The 20,486-nt window shown below is 37.5% G+C and carries 20 protein-coding genes and 1 tRNA gene; 2 read left to right on the forward strand and 19 right to left on the reverse strand.

What is annotated here, in order from left to right:
* Positions 1 to 23 precede the first annotated feature (23 nt).
* From NST76_RS17920 to NST76_RS17955, 8 genes are all read right to left on the reverse strand, one after another.
* Positions 24 to 1,208, reverse strand: a complete 1,185-nt coding sequence (locus tag NST76_RS17920; protein ID WP_036124045.1) for a phosphoglycerate kinase — start codon at positions 1,206 to 1,208, stop codon at positions 24 to 26.
* A 356-nt stretch (positions 1,209 to 1,564) separates the two neighbouring features.
* Positions 1,565 to 2,581, reverse strand: a complete 1,017-nt coding sequence (gap, locus tag NST76_RS17925) for a type I glyceraldehyde-3-phosphate dehydrogenase (RefSeq protein ID WP_036124048.1) — start codon at positions 2,579 to 2,581, stop codon at positions 1,565 to 1,567.
* A 126-nt stretch (positions 2,582 to 2,707) separates the two neighbouring features.
* Positions 2,708 to 3,760 carry a sugar-binding domain-containing protein gene (locus NST76_RS17930; RefSeq protein ID WP_058844370.1) on the reverse strand — a complete coding sequence of 351 codons (1,053 nt, stop codon included), beginning with the start codon at positions 3,758 to 3,760 and terminating at the stop codon, positions 2,708 to 2,710.
* 174 nt (positions 3,761 to 3,934) lie between these two features.
* Entirely contained in the window at positions 3,935 to 4,057 is a 123-nt protein-coding gene (locus NST76_RS17935; RefSeq protein WP_255358808.1) for a hypothetical protein, read from the reverse strand.
* Between the two features lie 261 nt (positions 4,058 to 4,318).
* Complete coding sequence (locus NST76_RS17940; protein ID WP_089933864.1) at positions 4,319 to 4,552, reverse strand: glutaredoxin family protein; 234 nt, start codon at positions 4,550 to 4,552, stop codon at positions 4,319 to 4,321.
* Positions 4,553 to 4,729: 177 nt separating this feature from the next.
* A complete protein-coding gene (locus NST76_RS17945; RefSeq protein WP_089933867.1) occupies positions 4,730 to 7,003 on the reverse strand; it encodes a S9 family peptidase in 2,274 nt (757 codons plus the stop codon).
* 162 nt (positions 7,004 to 7,165) lie between these two features.
* On the reverse strand, positions 7,166 to 7,915 hold the full coding sequence (locus NST76_RS17950) for a TPM domain-containing protein (protein WP_089933869.1): 750 nt from the start codon (positions 7,913 to 7,915) through the stop codon (positions 7,166 to 7,168).
* Positions 7,915 to 8,496 carry a LemA family protein gene (locus NST76_RS17955; protein ID WP_036125688.1) on the reverse strand — a complete coding sequence of 194 codons (582 nt, stop codon included), beginning with the start codon at positions 8,494 to 8,496 and terminating at the stop codon, positions 7,915 to 7,917. The genes NST76_RS17950 and NST76_RS17955 overlap by 1 nt, the downstream gene beginning before the upstream one ends.
* 135 nt (positions 8,497 to 8,631) lie before the next feature.
* Between NST76_RS17955 and NST76_RS17960 the strand changes: the two genes are divergently transcribed.
* On the forward strand, positions 8,632 to 9,246 hold the full coding sequence (locus NST76_RS17960; protein WP_036125689.1) for a spore coat protein: 615 nt from the start codon (positions 8,632 to 8,634) through the stop codon (positions 9,244 to 9,246).
* Between the two features lie 56 nt (positions 9,247 to 9,302).
* Here NST76_RS17960 and NST76_RS17965 read toward each other — a convergent pair whose 3' ends face one another.
* From NST76_RS17965 to NST76_RS17980, 4 genes are all read right to left on the reverse strand, one after another.
* Entirely contained in the window at positions 9,303 to 10,025 is a 723-nt protein-coding gene (locus NST76_RS17965; protein ID WP_342544277.1) for an amino acid ABC transporter ATP-binding protein, read from the reverse strand.
* Positions 10,022 to 10,732 carry an amino acid ABC transporter permease gene (locus NST76_RS17970; protein ID WP_036125696.1) on the reverse strand — a complete coding sequence of 237 codons (711 nt, stop codon included), beginning with the start codon at positions 10,730 to 10,732 and terminating at the stop codon, positions 10,022 to 10,024. The genes NST76_RS17965 and NST76_RS17970 overlap by 4 nt, the downstream gene beginning before the upstream one ends.
* 68 nt (positions 10,733 to 10,800) lie before the next feature.
* The gene (locus NST76_RS17975; protein WP_036125699.1) at positions 10,801 to 11,589 is read right to left on the reverse strand and encodes a basic amino acid ABC transporter substrate-binding protein; all 789 of its coding nucleotides are present in this window, start codon (positions 11,587 to 11,589) and stop codon (positions 10,801 to 10,803) included.
* A 500-nt stretch (positions 11,590 to 12,089) separates the two neighbouring features.
* Positions 12,090 to 12,164, reverse strand: a tRNA-Arg gene (locus NST76_RS17980).
* A 307-nt stretch (positions 12,165 to 12,471) separates the two neighbouring features.
* On the opposite strand from NST76_RS17980, the gene clpP reads away from it, so the two are divergent.
* The gene (gene clpP, locus NST76_RS17985) at positions 12,472 to 13,062 is read left to right on the forward strand and encodes an ATP-dependent Clp endopeptidase proteolytic subunit ClpP (RefSeq protein WP_004228025.1); all 591 of its coding nucleotides are present in this window, start codon (positions 12,472 to 12,474) and stop codon (positions 13,060 to 13,062) included.
* Positions 13,063 to 13,679: 617 nt separating this feature from the next.
* Here the strand turns inward: clpP and NST76_RS17990 are convergent.
* The 7 genes from NST76_RS17990 to NST76_RS18020 form a co-directional block, all read right to left on the reverse strand.
* The gene (locus NST76_RS17990; protein ID WP_036126715.1) at positions 13,680 to 13,937 is read right to left on the reverse strand and encodes an HPr family phosphocarrier protein; all 258 of its coding nucleotides are present in this window, start codon (positions 13,935 to 13,937) and stop codon (positions 13,680 to 13,682) included.
* A gap of 113 nt (positions 13,938 to 14,050) precedes the next feature.
* On the reverse strand, positions 14,051 to 14,998 hold the full coding sequence (whiA, locus tag NST76_RS17995; RefSeq protein ID WP_036126718.1) for a DNA-binding protein WhiA: 948 nt from the start codon (positions 14,996 to 14,998) through the stop codon (positions 14,051 to 14,053).
* Between the two features lie 65 nt (positions 14,999 to 15,063).
* Positions 15,064 to 16,059 carry a YvcK family protein gene (locus tag NST76_RS18000; RefSeq protein ID WP_330493737.1) on the reverse strand — a complete coding sequence of 332 codons (996 nt, stop codon included), beginning with the start codon at positions 16,057 to 16,059 and terminating at the stop codon, positions 15,064 to 15,066.
* Positions 16,060 to 16,063: 4 nt separating this feature from the next.
* Entirely contained in the window at positions 16,064 to 16,957 is an 894-nt protein-coding gene (rapZ, locus tag NST76_RS18005; protein WP_058844366.1) for an RNase adapter RapZ, read from the reverse strand.
* A gap of 9 nt (positions 16,958 to 16,966) precedes the next feature.
* Entirely contained in the window at positions 16,967 to 17,434 is a 468-nt protein-coding gene (locus NST76_RS18010; RefSeq protein WP_036126724.1) for an 8-oxo-dGTP diphosphatase, read from the reverse strand.
* Positions 17,435 to 17,771: 337 nt separating this feature from the next.
* Complete coding sequence (gene trxB, locus NST76_RS18015) at positions 17,772 to 18,716, reverse strand: thioredoxin-disulfide reductase (protein ID WP_058844365.1); 945 nt, start codon at positions 18,714 to 18,716, stop codon at positions 17,772 to 17,774.
* Between the two features lie 181 nt (positions 18,717 to 18,897).
* Positions 18,898 to 20,421 carry a tetratricopeptide repeat protein gene (locus NST76_RS18020; RefSeq protein ID WP_036126728.1) on the reverse strand — a complete coding sequence of 508 codons (1,524 nt, stop codon included), beginning with the start codon at positions 20,419 to 20,421 and terminating at the stop codon, positions 18,898 to 18,900.
* Positions 20,422 to 20,486 lie beyond the last annotated feature (65 nt).

The raw sequence follows: 20,486 nt of genomic DNA on the forward strand, positions 1-20,486 counted from the left end.
TTGCCTCCGATTGTTTAGTTAGTTTATTTATCGTTTAGTGCTACAATTCCTGGAAGTTCTTTACCTTCCATTAATTCTAGAGAAGCACCGCCACCTGTAGAAATATGATCCATCTTATCTGCTACTTCAAATTTTTCAACAGCAGCTGCTGAATCACCGCCACCGATTACTGTATAGCCTGCTGTTGTTGCCATTGCATCAGCAACCGTTTTTGTGCCGTTAGCAAATTTATCCATTTCAAAGACGCCCATTGGTCCATTCCAAATGATTAATTTAGAGTTTTTAATAACTTCCGCATAGTTTGCAGCTGTTTTTGGTCCAATATCTAGACCCATCCAATCAGCTGGAATAGCATCCACATCAACGATTTGTGTTTCAGCATCTTGTGAAAATTCATTTGCCACAACAGCATCGACTGGCATATGTAATTGCACGCCTTTTGCTTTTGCCTTTTCAATAAAGGACTTTGCTAGCTCAATTTTATCTTCTTCTAACAATGATTTACCGATATCGTAGCCCTGCGCCTTGATGAATGTAAAGGATAAACCACCACCGATAATTAAGTGATCTACTTTCTCTAATAGGCTTTCAATAACACCAATTTTATCTTTTACTTTGGCACCACCAATAATCGCTGTAAAGGGATGCTCTGGGTTCGACAATGCTTTACCGAGTACATCTAATTCCTTTTGCATAAGGAAACCAGATACAGCTGGAATATGCTTAGCAATTCCTTCTGTAGAAGCATGTGCACGATGAGCTGCGCCGAAAGCATCATTGACATAGATATCAGCTAGCTGTGCAAATTGCTGTGCTAATGTTGGATCATTTTTCTCTTCACCTGCATGGAAACGCACATTTTCCAGAAGAAGAAGATCCCCATCATGCATGCTAGCAACAGCCTCTTCCACCACTTGACCAATAGATTCATCCAGCTTCGTAACAGGCTTGCCCATTAATTGTGCTAAGCGAACACCAACTGCTGTTAAACGCATATCTTCTTTTACTTCACCCTTTGGACGACCTAAGTGAGAGGCTAAAATAACTTTCGCACCTTGCTCTACTAAATACTCAATTGTAGGAATAGCTGCACGAATTCGCGTTTCGTCTGTAATGGCACCATCTGCCATTGGAACATTAAAATCTACACGTACAAATACGCGTTTACCCTTTACATCAATATCTTTCATCGTCTTCTTATTTAACATGAAGAAACTCCCTTCAAAGCTGTTTTAGTCTTACATTCTTGTGTTTTACCCATCTTGGCGCGACACCATGCTTGCTAAATTGAAAAGGCACTTTGGTACTTTTTTGGCACATCAGCTAAAAGAATTTCAATCTCCAACTTTTGATAATGCACCCTAATACTTGTTTTTATAGTAGCAAAAGTTAAGTGTTATGTCTTGCAATTGCTTGTCCTGTATAAAAAGAGAGCAAGGGTAAAATCCCTTACTCTCTTTACCCTTGTATATTATATCTATTCGATATTATAAAGGCTATACTTTTTGTGCATAAAAAGCAGTAATATGTCACACTTTTTACTCAAAATGTCGAAATATGATACTTATTTATGGTTTAATCCTTGTTCAGCAATGTATAAAGCTAAATCCATTAAACGAGTAGAGTAACCAATTTCGTTATCATACCAAGCTAGAACTTTCACCATTTTGTTTTCTAATACCATTGTTGAAAGGCCATCAACAGTAGAAGAATGATGGTTACCGTTATAATCAATCGATACTAATGGTAGCTCATTGTAATCTAAAATGCCTTTTAATTCATTTTCAGAAGCTTCTTTTAATACAGCATTAATTGTTTCTTTTGTTACGTCTGCTTTTAGCTCTACTACTAAGTCAACACATGATACGTTAGGTGTTGGCACACGCATAGAGAAGCCATCTAGCTTACCTTTTAATTGTGGTAATACTTTTGATACAGCTACTGCTGCACCAGTTGTTGTTGGAATCATAGATACCGCACCTGCACGAGCACGACGTGGGTCAGAGTGTGGGAAGTCTAAAATTCGTTGGTCATTTGTGTAAGAGTGAATTGTTGTCATCATACCGCGTTCAATGCCAAATTTTTCATCAAGCACTTTAGCTACTGGTGCTAGACAGTTTGTTGTACAAGAAGCATTTGAGATTACGTCATCAGTTGCTGGGTTATAATCCTCGTGGTTTACACCCATAACAAATGTTGGCATTGCCCCTTTGGCTGGTGCAGATAGAATAGCTTTCTTCGCACCTGCTTCAATATGCTTGCCTACTTCTTCCATTGAACGGAAATGTCCAGTACATTCAAGAACTACGTCTACACCTAGCTCACCCCATGGTAACTGTGCAGGGTCTTTTTCAGCATAAACTTTTATGCGTTGACCATTTACTACGAAAGAATCTTCATCTGCATTGACTTCAGCATCATAGATACCGTGGACTGAATCATATTTCAATAAGTGTGCAAGCTGACCAGCATCTGTTAAGTCGTTTACAGCTACTACTTCAAATTCATCATGCTTCATTGCCTCACGAAATACTAAACGTCCAATACGTCCAAATCCATTAATCGCTAATTTTAATGCCATTGTTAATTCCTCCAATAATGTGTAATGTCTGTTTCTAATGAATAGAAACTTTAAATTTGCTTTATGCTCATTCAAAAAGTGTTTCACCACTTTCTGAGATCGAGTGATAAGTTTGGTACTACCCCATCATTTAAGATGGTTGTTTTCTATAGAAGATAAATTCGCCGCAATGGCTTTTGCAGCTGCTTCATCTGTTATAAATATTGTTTGTTTGGGTGCTACTTTAAAATAAGAAAGCATAGCATTGACCTTTTGTTTCCCCGCTGCCACTGCAATAACTTGCTGACTATTTTGTACTTGCTCCAGTTGAATACCAATCGTGCGTATACGATGGACAATTTCACCTTCTGCATTAAAATAATAGCCAAAAGCTTCACTTACAGCACCTTTCTCCTCAAGAATTCGTAAATCCTCAGGAGATGAATTACGACGAATCGCCATTTCCTCTGCGGAGCCAATTCCATGAATGACACAATCTGCTTGATCATAAAATGCCATCATTTCTGTAACCATAGGCTCTGTTAACATGGCTTGATAAGCTTGCTCACTTAAATGCTCTGGTAAAAATAAAGTACGGTACTGTGTCTCCATCTGCATGGCAAATGTTGCAACAAGTGTATTGGCTTGCATTTGCATTTCATGTCCAATACCTCCACGTGCAGCAACAAATGTAATATCCTTTTGTATATCGCCAGGATGTAAAAATTGTGCAAGAGACGCAACGGATTTTCCACCTGTGACAGCTACTACCTGCCCATCAAAGGCTGAAGACATAAATTGTAGTGCCGCTTCTTTGCCAAGTAAGGTTAAAATCGTATCGTCTTCATTGTAATCACCAGGAACTACAACTACACGCTCAATACCAAAATGCTGTTCCAGCTTTTTCGCAAGCTGAGTTAAGCCAGACCATTCGTAAACGATAGCTCTTAGTTTTTCAATAACTATTTCACCATCATCTGTACATACCATACCCGACTTTTGTGAATCTAATAACCCTTGCTCGCGTAAAATATCAGTTTCTTTACGAATTTCTCTTTCTGTCATTTTCAGTGAATCGGCAAGTGTACGTCGTCCGATTGGCTGCATGAGCTGAACAGCTTGTAAAATTCGATATCTTGATTGCAGAAGCGGATACAATTCAGGAAGTAGCCTTTGTTGTGCCTCTGGAACAGTGAACATATTTATCTACTCCCTTATTAATAGATGTGGGTTATTTTTTATCCCACAACATTATTTTGTGTCCCACTTATGGTTTTATTATAATATGCATTGTTTTAAAGCGCAAGTAAATGTATAGTTTTGGCTAAAAAAAAGCCTCATAGCTTTGAAAACAGCTACGAGACTTTGTTGCGTTTATTTTGTGAAAGATAAAATTGCGTTCTTCTTAAATCCTTCTAAAGCTTTTGTTGCTTCACTTTTATTTGTAAATTCAAAAATACGAACATCCTTTTTCTCAAATACTGTAATAACCCACATTGTAAAATCTCCCTTCACATCATTTATTTTTGTAATATAACAATCACGAAACTCTGTGATACATCTGATAATCTGTTTTATAACAACTTCTTACTTGATACCTATTCTACTCCGTTTTTTCTGAAAAGGAAGTCAAATGTGAAGGTCTTCACAAACTGTTCAAATTCAAAACGCTTTCATTGAACAATTTGTGAATTGTGTGGAATACAGCTAACAATAGTGTCATTTATACCGTTATTAATTCTTTATTAGTCTGGTGCATCAACTACTTAATTGCTCCAGCAATATAGCATAATCTAGATTGCCATACTGAATCACAGCACCATCCTTTTCGACTACCGGAATCATTAGCATATATTTTTCATGTATATCATCATCCTGTTCGATATCAACGATATCAATATCGAATGGTAGATCCTCCTGTACAAGCTTTAATGTCTGCAAGCCTTCCACACATAATGGGCAATTTGCTCGACTAAAAAATTTAACAATCATCGATAGCACCTCCTCATCTTATTATAAACGAAAGTGTGATGAAGGAATGTTTTCTATTCTTTGATAACTTTTGATTGAACTGTCTTAGCTTCCCTTTTCGCATCCATATAATGGACTATTGTAATAAAAAAGGCATTGACTGTGCGGAAGCCGCACATCAATGCCTTTCGGTTATAATTATTTTAAATGACTGTCGAAGAATTTCACCATGGCATTGTAGAATTCAATTCTGTTTTCTTCATTAGCGAAGCCATGTCCTTCGTTATCCTTTAGCATGTACTCAACATCCACACCTCTAGCACGTAAGGCTTCCACAATTTGATCGGATTCTGCCTTATTAACACGTGGATCATTTGCACCTTGAGCGACAAATAATGGTGTTTTGATTTTATCTGCGTGGAAAATAGGTGAAACAGCTGTTAATAAGTCTTTGTCCTTTTCTGGATGACCTACGCGTTCATAAAACAAGTTACGCATCGTTTCCCAGTATGGAGGAATGGTATTTAATAAAGTGAAAATATTAGATACTCCTACATAATCAACTGCTGCAGCATATAAATCAGGTGTATACGTAATACCAGCTAATGTTGCATAACCACCAAAGGATGCACCATAAATGCCGATACGCTCAGGGTCTGCAATACCTTGATCAATCGCCCATTGCACACCATCTGTAATATCGTCCTGAATTTTAAGTCCCCATTGCTTATTACCAGCTTGAAGGAATTCCTTCCCATAGCCAGTTGACGAACGGAAATTCACTTGCAGTACGGCATAGCCTCGATTAGCTAATAATTGTACTTCTGGATTGAAGCCCCACATATCGCGTGCCCAAGGTCCTCCATGTGGATTGACGATAAGAGGAAGATCTTTAGCTTCTTGATTTTTCGGTAAAGTTAAATAGCCGTTAATTGTCAAACCGTCTCGACTCTTATAAGAAATTGGATGCATTTCAGCAAGTCCTTCTGGTTTTAACCAAGGGCTTAAAGTAGCCAACTCTGTTAAGTCACCTGTTATGGAATCATAGTAATAATATTTTCCATACACGGTATCACTTGAAACGCTCACAATAAATTTTGTCATCTCTTTATTGTAATCATTGATACCTAATTCACTTTCATGCACGCCAAGCTTATTTTGTATTTTACGGAACAGCTTTTCAAACTTTTTATCAAAGAATTGATAATGCAGCTTATCAGTAACATAAGCACCATATAATAATTTATCTTGTTCAGCGCTATATAAAACACCCGAAACATCTACTTCATCATTGGACATTATAACTTTTTCATTGCCTTCTAAATCATATTTTACAACTTCTACTTTATCTCTACCTTTGTTGGAAGTTGCATAAATTGTTTGATTGTCTTTAGAGAAAGCCAGTGGCACTACTTCATCCCCTGCTTCCACTTCAATAAACGGTTTAAATTCATCCTTTTCAGAATCTCGATAAAGGATTGTTCCTGCCACACCATCTGTTGCTACGGCAATACGCACATTTCCATTCCGATCTGCTAACCAGTTTGTAATATTACCTGGATTTTTAGCAACATGCTTTGTTTTACCTGTCTTGACATTCAGCTTGTACACATCAAAGACAGTGGCATCCTCTTTATTCATCATTATAAGAATTTCATCTTTAACACCCTGTAGGCCACTTAATATTCCTACTGTTACATTTGGATATGGCGTTAAATCTTTTTCCTTTGACCCATTAAATGTAGTAGAATAAATATGGAAGTTTTCATCTCCACCTTTATCCTTTAAATATAATAAACTATTTTCCTTCCAGAAAAATCCTGCAATATCACGATCTTTAGAGTTCGAGACGCGAACAGGCTCACTATCATCATTCATTTTTTTTACGAAAACATTGGATCTGTTGTTCCATGCAGAGGCAAATGTGATGTAATTACCATCAGGTGAAAGTTCATAGCCGAAATTCCCAGGATTCTTCATGAAATCTTCTACAGAAATTTCCTTTACACCTTTATTATTAGAACCATTTTTAATTTGTTTTGCATTGTTTAACATTTTAACTGCATCTTGTTTAGCAATAGCATCCGTGCTTACTGACACATTTTTAAATATACCAAGCTTATTGGCTTTCTCTAAATACTCAGCAAGCGATGCTTCTTTTTCTTCTTTATTTAAAGCTCTTACTAAAATACGAGCGGCTTCATCACGTTTAATCGATAAATTTAAATCCGCGAACTCCTCAGCCTTTACCCATGTATCAATAATTTGTTGCCGCATTGAATCTGATCCGTGTTGGAAAGTTAATGCTGTTACAGCTAAATTCAAAAATTCCTGCACTGAAATGCGCTGCTCCTGCGCTATTACAAAGCTATTTGTTTCATTGGCAGCACGTACTTCTTGCATGGTTGCAGGAATAGCTACAGATGTTGTTAAAATGATCGCTAATGATGCAGATAAAAATCTTTTTTTCAAAATGATTCCTCCCTATATCAGTTTACGTTATATCGAAAGTCGATATATTCAAATTATACCAATTTTTGTATTATTGTCAATGTTTGATATTTTTTATGATCATTACTTTTTCTTCACTCATAATGAAAGCGAACTAAATAATTAGTTCGCTAGGTATTACGATTAAAATTTTCTGCTCGCTCCTCCGCCTGCGGAAGATCCTCCACCGAATCCTCCAAAGCCGCCTCCGCCTGAACGCCCTCCACCAAAGCCACCTGGATAACCACCATAGCCTCCAGCACGAGGACCTCCACCACCTTTCGAAAAGAACGTATAAATAATAAGAACAACGAGAACGATCAATATAATTAACCAAGTTGGCATGTCTTCACCTTCGTCTGCTGTCGCTGGTAATTCACCATTCCAATTATACTCCTCGGCAACAGTGCGAAATATTTCAGCATATGTCGATTGGAAGGCTTGATCTATGTCACCCGTACTTGCAGAAGGATAAAATGCCTCATCTAAAATACGTCCTAATTTTCCATCTGGTAATGGCCCCTCTAATCCTTGACCAACAGCTATTACTACGTCATTATTCCCTTCACCCTGTCCAAATGTAGCTAAAATTAAAACACCGTTATTTTTCTGTTCGTCACCTATTCCCCAAGAACGAATCATTTTTGTAGCATACATCTTTGGCTCCTGTCCATCTAGACTATCAATGGTTACAATCATGATTTCAGCGCCTGTGCCTTGATCCAATTGCGCGGAGTAATGATTTAATTGTTCTTTGATACTTGCAGATAATACATTGGCAAAATCATGTATATACGTATTTTTCATCGGTGACGGCATAGTTGCCTTTGCCATGTTCGTAAATAAAAGAAACACCGAACAAACGATGATTATCTGTACAAGGCTACGCTTCATTAGTGTGTACCTGATTGACTAAAATCGATTGATGGTGCTTTGTCAGCTCCTGCTGCGGCTTTAAAGTATTCTTTTTGTTCAAAGCCAAACATTCCTGCCATCAAATTACCTGGGAAACGTTTAACTTGCTTATTAAATTGCTGAACTTCATTATTGTAATCCTCACGTGCTACCGCCAGGCGATTTTCAGTGCCTGCTAGCTCATCCATTAACTGACGAAAGTTTGTATCTGCCTTTAAGTTTGGATAATTTTCAACAACTACAAGTAAACGACTAAGTGCTCCAGTTAAAGCATCATTTGCAGCAGCTTGCTCCTCTGGAGTGTTTGCACTACCCATTTGTGCACGTGCTTGTGTAATACTTGCAATCACCTCTTGCTCATGGTTCGCATAGCCTTTCACTGATTCGACTAAATTTGGAATCAAATCATAACGACGTTGGAGCTGATTTTCCACTTGTGCCCATTTCGAATCTACATTTTCCTCTGCAGTCACCAGGCTATTATATTTAGGAATGAATAATAAGGCGAATAGAACAAGAATAAGAACAATTATCCCAATTGGTCCAAGCAACTTTTTCAATTTATAGAACCTCCTCGACCTACTTTTCCTTTCTTCAATAGTCTACATTTTTGTCTTTACATTTATACCGTATGAATTTCATTTGACTTGACATACTAATTACTGCATCAAAAAATCATTGAGGAGGCGTTTTTTTTGTCACAATCGTTTTACAATGAATCATCAAATCAAACCAATTTCAATCAACAACATAGTCTAAATCATGGTGGCCATGAAATGATGGACATGCATGAAACAATTGGCGAAATTATCGCAGGTATGAACCAAGCCATAATTTTACGCCCACATGTACAAGATCCGGAATTATTGAATATTTTGGATCGCCAGTATAATTTTACTTTAGGTATGTACAATACAATTGTAGAGTCCTTCAAAACAGGACATGATCCATCTGTTCCAACAGGACGTTACCAAATGGAGACAGGAAATGACTTTAAATATGGCGTAAATCCTGGTCAACCAAAAAAGCCAATGCAAAATGCCAATGAAATTAATGATGAAACTATTTCAGGGTTCTTACTTGGTGCTCAAAAAGGTTCAGCAAAATGTATGACAACGGCTGCTTTAGAGACAACAAACCCAGTTGTTCGTCGCGTTGTTGCTGATAGTATTCCTAACTGCATTGAAATGGGCTACGAATTATCCATCTATCAAAATAAACATGGCTATTATCAGGTACCTCAATACTCACAACAGGATATGCAAACGATGCTGAATGCATATGACACAACAACTAATCCCCTTCATTAACACGAAAGAGCAGTCTCTGGTGGTAAACACCAGAAACTGCTCTTTATTCATTAAGATTATAATACCTTCCCTAAAAACGCCTTTGTACGGTCACTTTGTGGATTGCCAAAGAGTTCCTCTGGAGAGCCTTCTTCTACAATATAGCCACCGTCCATAAAGACTACTCGATCCCCTACTTCACGAGCAAAGCCCATTTCGTGCGTAACAACAACCATGGTCATCCCTTCAGCTGCTAGATTTTTCATAACATCTAGCACCTCTTTGACCATTTCAGGATCAAGTGCTGAAGTGGGCTCATCAAATAAAATGGCTTTTGGCTTCATGGCTAAGGCACGTGCAATGGCTACACGCTGCTGTTGACCACCCGACAGCTGCTCAGGATAGTTATATGCCTTGCTGTCGAGTCCAACCTTTTTTAACAGCCCATGCCCTAATTCTTCAGCTTCTGGACGACTCATTTTGCGAATTTGCATAGGGGCCATCGTGACATTATCGATAACTGTCATATGCGGGAATAGATTAAATTGTTGAAACACCATGCCAACTTCTGCCCGAATCTCATTGATATTCGTTTTTGGCGCATTAATTTTCACATTTTCAATATAAATAGCACCATCTGTTACATCTTCCAGCATATTGATGCATCGTAAAAATGTACTTTTGCCTGAGCCAGATGGTCCAATCACACAAACAACTTGTTTCTCTTGGATTTCATAATCAATGCCTTTTAATACTTCAAGCTTTCCGAAATATTTGTGTAGGTTTTCAATTTTTATCATCTTGCTTCCCGCCCTTCTGCCTTAGCTTTACGAGGGACATAACTATTGCTAAATCGTTTCTCGATAAATGCCACGATCTTCGTTACACCATATGTTAAAACTAAATAGAGTAGTGCAGCAACGATGTACGGTTCCCAGAAGCGGAAGCTTGCACCTGCTACTACCTTACTTGCGTATAAAATATCTGGTGCTGCAATAACTGTTACTAATGAAGAATCTTTTAATAATGCGATAAATTCGTTCCCTAATGGTGGAATCATACGTCTAAATGCCTGTGGTAAAATGACCTTACGCATCGCTTGGTTATGTGTTAACCCTAAAGAACGAGCTGCCTCCATTTGCCCCTTTGCAATACTTTGAATACCTGCACGGAAAATTTCCGCATTGTAAGCAGCACAGTTTAATACGAGCGCTGTAATCCCTGACACCATATATCCTAAAGAATGACCAAAAATTGTTGGAATAACTGCTAAGTGAATTAATAAAATTTGCACAAGCATTGGTGTTCCACGGAATAAATCGATATATAATTTTGATGGCCAATAAATCCATTTTTTACTCGATAATTTTCCTAGGCCTAAAAATAGTCCTAATAGAATACCTCCAAAATAACCACTAAGTGTCAAAATAATTGTTACGCCAATACCCCGTATAAACATATCTCGGTAGTTCCAGACAATGTCCCAGCGTAAGTCAAAGATGTCCATCCGAAAACCCCATTTCCCCTTTAAAGTGAATGAGCCGCTAGCATACTAGGGGCGTCATCATTCATTTATTACTTGAAATCAGAACCTGTAATTTCTTTTAATTTACCGTTTTCTTTAATCTTTTTAAGACCTTCATTTAATTTATCTAATAGCTCTTTGTTTCCTTTTTGAACCATAAAGCCATAATATTCTTTTTCAAATGCATCATCTTCGATTACTTTTAGTTTTTGATCTGGATGCGCTTTAATGTATTCGTAAACTACCGCATTGTCTCCAATAGCTGCATCAACGTTACCGTTTAACATCTCTTGAATTGCGATTGGTTGACTTTCAAACGCCATAATATTTGTACTTGCTTCCCCTTGTAGCTTTTTCGCCGCCATATGACCTGTAGCATTAATTTGTACTGATACCTTTTTATCTTTTAGTTCAGCTAGAGATTTAATTTTTGAATCTTCTTTTACAACAATCAATAATTGAGACTCATAATAAGGCTCTGTAAAATCAAATGATTCTTTACGCTCTTCAGTAATTGTGATTCCTGAAGCACCAATATCTGTTTCACCGTTTTTAATTGTTTGGAAAACTGGCTCCCAACCAATGTTATTCCAGTCAACTTCAAAGTCCATTTCATCAGCAATAGCTTTTAAAACATCGACATCAATCCCCACAATTTTCCCTGAATCGTCAACAGATTCAAATGGTGCGAAAGTTGCCTCTGTACCAACTTTATATATTTTCTTACCATCTTCTGAAGATGAGCTTCCTGAAGATGCACCATCCTTTGTACCACATCCTGCAAGTGCTAATGTTAATGCTGCAACCATCATCAGTAGCATCCAACCTGTTTTCTTCATTGTATTTCCCCCTATTTCAATAATTTTCCGAAATGCGTATTATTTTTCGCAATTCGGAAATGTTAGACTATTAGGTCAATTATATTAATATTATAGTATTTAGACAACAACTTTTCGCATAAAACTAAATATTTTTTCATATTAATTTATAATAAACTTATATAATTAGAAGAAACATGTATAAATAACAAGAAATCTAATCTAAAATTAATATATATACACTACAATCCACACCAAATTTCGATAAATTTAGGCAAAAAAAAAGAATCCCCTCAGATAGGATTCTTTTTTTCGACTATTTCTAGTCTTCACGTACAGTATGTCCACTAAAAAATAATTTGGAGTTATTGCTTTTTTGAAGGTTTGAAAGGAATAAATAGGGGAATAATGCCAAATAGGACAGTATTGCACCTATATCTCCCTCTCGATCTCCGCTAAGCAGGCTGCTAAACTACTTATTAGGAGATGAGCTATAACAAGTCTATCTATATTCAGTAAAATGGCGCCCTCGGAGGGAATCGAACCCCCAGTGCAAGAACCGGAATCTTACGTGTTATCCATTACACCACGAGGGCAAAGGCACAAAAAAAAAGTACTCACTCTAGGCTTACGAAAAGCATGATGTAGATAACCCTCATTTTTTGAAGCATACCTGCAAAATAGTGTACTGTACTTTAAACTTATAACCTCAATTATTATACAAGCCTATCACATATAATTCAACCATAGAATGCAAAAACATTTTATTTTTTTTATTTCACTTTAGCAGGGTTAATATTTGACCTTCCCTGACTATAATGTGTATGATAAGGATACAGCTGAAATAACAATGGAAATTTTCAGCAAAGGTATTCGAATTTAGTTTTTTAAGGAGGATTTAACATGAATTTAATTCCTACAGTTATTGAACAAACAAGTCGCGGTGAACGTGCATATGACATTTATTCACGTCTACTTAAAGACCGTATTATTCTTTTAGGAAGCGCTATTGATGACAATGTGGCTAACTCCATTGTTGCACAACTTCTTTTCCTACAAGCGGAAGATCCAGATAAAGATATCTCTCTTTACATTAATTCACCAGGTGGATCAATTACGGCTGGTATGGCTATTTATGACACAATGCAAATCATTAAACCACAAGTTCAAACAATTTGTATTGGTATGGCTGCATCAATGGGTGCTTTCTTACTAGCTGCTGGTGAGCCTGGTAAACGTTTTGCATTACCAAATGCAGAAGTAATGATTCACCAACCACTAGGTGGCGCACAAGGTCAAGCGACAGAAATTGAAATTGCTGCTAAACGTATTTTATTCTTACGTGAAAAATTAAATGGCATTTTATCTGAACGCACAGGCCAACCACTTGAAGTCATTGCTAGAGACACAGATCGTGATAATTTCATGACTGCTGAACGTGCTAAAGAATATGGTTTAATCGATCACATTATGCACCGTAGCGATAATAAATAAAAATGAGAAGGCATCACAGACTCGCTCTGTGATGCCTTTCGTGTTGTTGAAAAAAGGTGATGTCAACGGCAGAAACAGCCATTTTGAAAGGCGAGGGGTTGATTTCCGTTCCGCCAGCGTCCTTTCCAGGGGGTGTCCGCTGATCACTGCATTCGCTCCAGGGGCTCCTCTAGGACGCTAATCCCCTAGGAGTGACGCTGGCTCCACTCCCATCAACCATTCTGCAAAAGTGTCTTTTCCTGAACAAAATAGCCCTTTATTTATATTATTAGAAAGAGGATAGGCTCTTATTTTCAATGCGGAGAAGTGATGGATGACAACACTTCTCCATAAAGCGTAGTGAATACCTTCACTTTATTTGAAAACCTTTCTAAAAAGAAACATTTTTATGAATTGGGGTGGAAGGCTACTTGACTCCCGTGGGATAGCGAGACAGGCGAGCCTCTAAACGGAGCGGTAGCGGAGGAAGCTGCTCGGCGCTCGCCCACAGGAAAGCAAGTAGCCTGCAATGGAAATCCATTTTCACCTTTCACAAAAACGCTATGGATGGTTTTGTTTTTCAACACTATGAAGGCATCACAGATTTGCTCTGTGATGCCTTTTGTGTTCAATGAATGTTAGTCTTCATTTTCGATAATTGTAGCCAATGCTGTAACCGCTTGCTCCGCATCGCTGCCGTCACTACTTAAAGTAACTTCAGTGCCTTTAGCGACTGCTAAGCTCATGACACCCATAATGGATTTGGCATTTACTTTTTTCTCGTCTTTTTCCAGAAAGATATCCGCACTAAAACGATTTGCTTCCTGCACAAATAGTGCTGCTTGTCTAGCTTGTAGTCCTAATTTTAATTTGACCTGGACTCTTCTCTCAATCATACTCAAAACTCCCCTTCACTACCGTTCATCTATTAGTTTTATCTTACCTCACTTACTAGCAAAAGAACAATAAGCGATTACGCATGACATTCATACCTGAAAAGTATGAAAACTTAACCACCTATTTTTTCACCGCGTCTTAATGCATCAGCAATCTCATCAATTTTTCTCAATCGATGGTTAACACCTGATTTACTAACCGTTCCACTTGATACCATTTCACCAAGCTCTTTTAATGTCACATCCTGATATTCTACCCGTAGACGTGCTATTTCACGTAGCTTTTCTGGTAGCTGATCCAGACCAATTGAATTTTCAATAAATCGAATATTCTCTACCTGTCGTAATGCTGCACCAATAGTTTTGTTTAAGTTGGCTGTTTCACAGTTCACAATACGGTTGACGCTATTTCGCATATCTCGCAATATGCGCACATCCTCAAACTTCATCATGGCCTGATGTGCACCAACAATATTAAGGAAATCTGAAATTTTCTCTGCTTCCTTTAAATAGGTGACAAAACCTTTTTTTCGTTCAATTGTTTTGGCATTAAGTTCAAATTCATTCATCAAATCCATCAATGCCTCACCATGCTCTTTATACAAAGAATAAATCTCTAAATGGTAGGCTGATGTTTCTGGATTGTTGACAGAACCTCCTGCTAAAAATGCTCCTCTTAAATAAGCTCTTTTTTGACCACTCTTTTTGATGAGCTTTCTTGAGATTGTATGGTTAAATTGAAAGTCGTCTGAGATGATTTCTAAATCAATTAGCAGCTCGCGCGCACCTTCTCTTACACGGCAAATATACACGTTATTTTTTTTCAGTCGCATCTTCTTACGAACAAGCAATTCTACATTGTACGGATACAATTTTTTCATAATCGTATATAGTCTTCTAGCAATTGCAGCGTTTTCAGTTTGCACGTCTAAACTTAGTTGTTTATTTGCAAAGGATAATGAACCATTCATACGAATTAGGGCAGAAACTTCTGCTTTCATACAATGATTGTCCGCTTCTATTTGCGTTAATTCCTTTTTTGTTTCTGAAGCAAAAGACATATCATGCCCCCCTTTCAATCATGATTTCTATGTATATGTTCATCTTACCATATACAATCAATCCATTATGTTTCTATAATGGGTCTTCTTACTTTTTGCTGGTAAATATCAGCATAATCTACCAGCCATTCTGCAACATTGATAGCATTATGTCGAACAGTCCCATCTGACCGAATTGTAGCAATATCACGTTGTATAACCTCTAAGCCCATACTTTCAAGCTTTGCCACATCAAATGTCACTGGCTCTGCTCTTTCTTCTTTATATAGTTCTTTTACAGGGTTAGGGAGTTCTTCGTCGTTTACTAAAATAGAATCAATAAAATCGCCGCCAACATGCTTATGTATGGCTGTTACATGATCACCTGCTGTATAAGAAATCGTTTCACCTTTTTGCGTCATTAAATTACAAACATATATTTTTCTGCCTTTCGCTTTCACAACAGCTTCCCCTATCTCCTTCACAAGCAGATTTGGAATAATACTTGTATATAAGCTTCCTGGACCTATTAAAATATAGTCTGCACGCTGAATCGCACGAATGGCTTCTGGTAACGGTTGCACATTTTCGGGTACTAAAAAAACACGATTAATGCGCTTTGATGCTGTTGGAATTTTTGATTCTCCTTCAATAATTGAACCATCCTCTAGCACAGCATGTAAGTTTATTTTTTTATTTGCAGCTGGTATGACACGACCATGAACTTTTAAAACCTTGCCCATTTCACTTATAGCATGATTAAAATCTCCAGTAATATCAGTAAGTGCCGTAAGCATTAAATTTCCTAAGGAGTGACCTTTTAAATCCTCTGATGCTGAAAAGCGATATTGAAACATTTGCTCTACAAGTGGTTCAATATCTGATAATGCCGCAATCACATTACGTACATCACCAGGTGGCGGAATATCGTAGTCATCACGTAAACGGCCTGAAGAACCCCCATCATCTGCCACTGTCACAATGGCAGTAATATCAAATGGGTGATGCTTCAGCCCGCGTAGTAATGTGGAAAGCCCTGTACCACCACCTATTACGACAAGCCTTGTTTGCTTTTTCCCCATTCACTCATTCCTTTCTACGATTAATATCACGATGCGTAATAACCGTATTTTCCTTGCCTGCTAAATATGCCCCAAAAAATTCTGCTAATGTCACTGAGCGATGCTGACCGCCAGTACAACCAAAAGCAATGACAAGCTGTGACTTACCTTCTTGTCGATAAAGAGGAATCATAAAATCTAATAAATCCGTTAGTTTTTTTATGAGTATTTGCGTATCTTCCAAAGCTAAAACATAAGAGGATACCTCTGTTTGTAGTCCTGTTTTGGGACGTAGCTCCTCTACATAATAAGGGTTTTTAAGAAAACGAACATCAAACACTAAGTCTGCATCAATAGGCATCCCATGTTTAAAGCCAAAGGACATAATGTTCACAGTAAAAATAGTATCTGCCTCACTAGCGAATTCATTGACAATTCTTTCACGTAATTGCTTCGGTTTCATGTTCGATGTGTTATACACAAAATTAGCACGGCCCTTTACTTCAGATAAAAGTGCACGTTCCTGTTTAATGCCATCTAAAGGTAAACCATTGACTGCTAGTGGATGGGCACGTCTTGTTTCTTTATAGCGTCTAACTAATGTGGCATCGTCTGCATCTAAAAATAACATACGAGTATCAATATCGCCTTCTTTTAGTATATGGTCTAACGCGCCAATAAGAGCATCAAAAAAGTCGCCACCACGCATATCCATTACGGCTGCAATACGCGTACTATTTTTACCAGAATCTCTTAGCAGAGTTAAAAAAGTTGTAAGTAACGCTGGTGGTAAATTATCAATACAGTAATACCCTAAATCCTCAAAGCTTTGAATAGCTACGGTCTTCCCAGCCCCAGACATTCCTGTAATAATAACCAATTCGTGTGTACATTGTTGGCCTTCAACCACCACTGTCATGCAACTCCTTTATTGTTCTTTTGATATTTGTATTTTCTGATGAAGTAATTCAAAATTCGTTGTATAGTCAAACGTGCCATATTGAATGCCTGATTGCGAAACCGCAAATTGTAAATTAGTTCGATCTCCTTCAGCCATTGGCAAATGTGCTAAATCCTCTACTGGGTGCCATGCAAGCTTGCCTTCTCTCGTTTCTTCGAATGGTATACCTTCTACATCCTTTGCAACAAATGTATAGAGCATCCACTCATCCACTACATCATTATTTTCTTTAATAATCATCGTATAAACACCCTTTAAATGAACATTTAAAGGTGTGACATTTGTTTCTTCTTGAAACTCACGTACAGCAGCCTCAAAGATGGATTCACCGCTCTCCATTTTCCCTCCTGGAGCAACGTACCAGCCTCGTCTTGGTTTCTGAAGTAATAATACTTTACCGTCTTTTACTGCAATTAAATTTGCAATTCTTTGCATAGGCACACCTCTAATCACTTTTGCATTCTACTCCCCATTATAGCAAGACCTTGCAAGATTTGTCCTCATTTACAACTCTCTAGTAAAGACAATTAACAATTTAGGTTTATTCATGTGTAATGCTTTTATGTTAGGCGAAAAATACGTTTATTTTTTTAATTTGTACAAATAAAAAAGTAGGTTGCTCCCACCTAATTGAGGCGGAAACAACCTACTAAACAAAATAAAAGGGGGATTGCTAATTACATTTTTTATCATACACCTTTTATATGTCATTCAAGTTACAGCAATATTAAAACCACATTAAAATTGTATTTTTTTCCTTTAAATAGCCATGTTAGGCATTAATTTTCTCTAATAGCTCTTCCACATAATGCTGTACAGCTTGTGCGGCAATACTACCGTCACCTGTCGCTGTCACAATTTGGCGAAGTGTTTTTTCACGAACATCTCCAGCTGCAAAGATACCTGGGATTTTAGTTTCCATATTGGCATTTGTCAAAATATAGCCAGCATCATTTAAAATGCCTAATGATTCAAATGGTTTAGTTAAAGGCAACATACCAATATAGATAAAGACACCATCTGCTGCAAATTCAGATTCTGTACCATCAACAGTTGATTGTAATGTGACACTACCAACTTTACCATTAGCTTCATTAATTTCTTTTACAGTTGCATTCCAAATGAAATCAATTTTGTCATTGGCAAAGGCACGATCTTGTAGAATTTTTTGGGCACGTAATTTGTCACGACGGTGGACAATCGTTACTTTATCAGCAAAGCGAGTTAAATAAACGCCCTCTTCAACAGCTGAATCGCCACCGCCTACAACTATTAGATTTTTTTGTTTAAAGAATGCCCCATCACATACTGCACAGTAGCTGACACCACGACCGCCTAGCTCTTTTTCACCTGGCACACCCATTTTTTTATACTCCGCACCTGTTGTAATAATAATGGCACGTGTTTTATATTCTTTTGCACCAGATTTAATTGTTTTATATTCTTCACCATCAATGATTTCTGATACATCACCATAGGCATATTCTGCACCAAATTTTTTAGCGTGCTCAAACATTTTTGTAGATAGCTCAGGCCCTAAAATTGTATCAAAACCTGGGTAATTTTCTACTTCCTCTGTGTTTGCCATTTGCCCACCAGGAATCCCACGTTCAATCATTAATGTTGATAAATTTGCACGAGATGTATAAACAGCAGCAGTCATCCCAGCAGGACCTGCACCAATTATTACTACATCATAAATTTTTTCTTCTGACATCAATACTTCCCCCTAAACAGAATACTTTTTATCTTCATTCAACCGATAAGTGTAACGTCACCTACAGAAGAAGATAAAGCCCTTGACGGATAGGATAATGTCGCCAAGGAACATTGGTGATAACGTTAGTATGTTCATCGTATGTGAAAGTATAAAGTTATTCAACTATGTTGCTCACACGTTAATTATGACTATTAGGTAAAAACGTTAGAATTTCATCAATATACTTCGATAACGTTGATACAGATACTCCATATTGTTGGGCAATTTCCTTTTTTGTCACTTTGAGCATCTGTGAAGATCTAAATAAATAATCATTGGCTCCTGCAATTGCTGTTGGGTTTGTAAAACGATAGTTTTGTATTAGCGCTTGTTCACATAGTACAAACCACATTTGAAACATTGGTACAATGAGTGATGAGAGCTTCCCATACTGTTCTAATAAAATTTCTGGTACGTTGACAGCACGTAAAAAGCTCGCTTCTACTTTGTTCTTCTTATCAAATTCGTGGCCGAGTGAATAAGCTAAAAACAATTTCTCAAATGTGTCTAATTGTTCAACATTAACCAATTTCGGATGAGCGATAATTTCTTGCTTATGTGCAGTACCCTTCAGTAAAAACAAACCAAAAATGCGCTCACTCGTATAAGTACTTTCTAATTTTTCAACAATAAAATCACGGTCATGCTCCAATGCATCAAGTGCAAATTCATTTTCTTGTTGGCGCCATGGCTCAAAGCCCTCTTTGTCAGGGTCTAGCTCTAGTAGCTGATCCCATGCACTTTTCGATACTTCCTCATGACCTGAGAAATAGGCCGCATGTGACAACCAAAAGTAAAAACCAGCATCTCCAACATAGCCTCTCTTTTGCATACTACGCAACCATTTATAGGCTAATTCATACTGTCCTATTAAGGCTAATGTAGCCCCTAATTTATAACGGTGCTCCCATGTGTATGGCTGAATTTTGACAAGTATATTTAGTAGTTCTTGTAAATCCTCTTCATTTTTTTCATAATAAGCAATCACCGTTAAATTACATAGTGCATGTAAGTTCCCCTTATTTTCACGTAGCACGGTATGTAAGAGAGCCTTCGCCTGCTCTTCTTCTCCTACATAAAAATAAGCAAGTGCTAAATTATTATAGGCTGACCAAAAGGCTGGTCGATCTTCAATTAAATCTTCTAAAATAGTAATAGCTTCTGGAAAATCCCCTTTTTCCATACAACGACGAGCTTGCTCCTGACGATACAAATCCTCACCAGATTCTTCAGGGTCTTCCAAATCATCCTGCTCAAAAGCGACAAATTCTAGTATTTCTGCTGCTTCATCTGCATAAGCACCCTCTGGTTCTAGCCGCAAATACTCTTCTGCAAAACGTTTCGCATCATGCATGATGCCCACACATCCTGATACTTCTGCCATATAGAAAATGATTTCTGGATTATCTGGATCAATTTGATAGGCATGACGAAGCAGATCATACGCTTCCTCAAAACGTTGACCTTCTAACTCTACGATGGCTAGCTGCAAGATAATCATAGGATCATCAGGGCTTAAATCTACCGCACGTTGTAAATATTTATAAGCTTTATTCATTTGTCCACTATTCATTGCTTGAATTGATTTTTTATAATAATAGTCGCCTGTTGGAATGAACGACACTATATTCGATTGAGTCTCATTTTGACGTTTCTTTTCCAATATATTTCCTCCGAAACAAGAAATAAGGAACGCATTTTACGTTCCTTTACACAGTAATTTCTATT

The organism is Lysinibacillus sp. FSL W7-1291, from assembly GCF_038593415.1.
Lineage (GTDB): Bacteria > Bacillota > Bacilli > Bacillales_A > Planococcaceae > Lysinibacillus > Lysinibacillus fusiformis_D.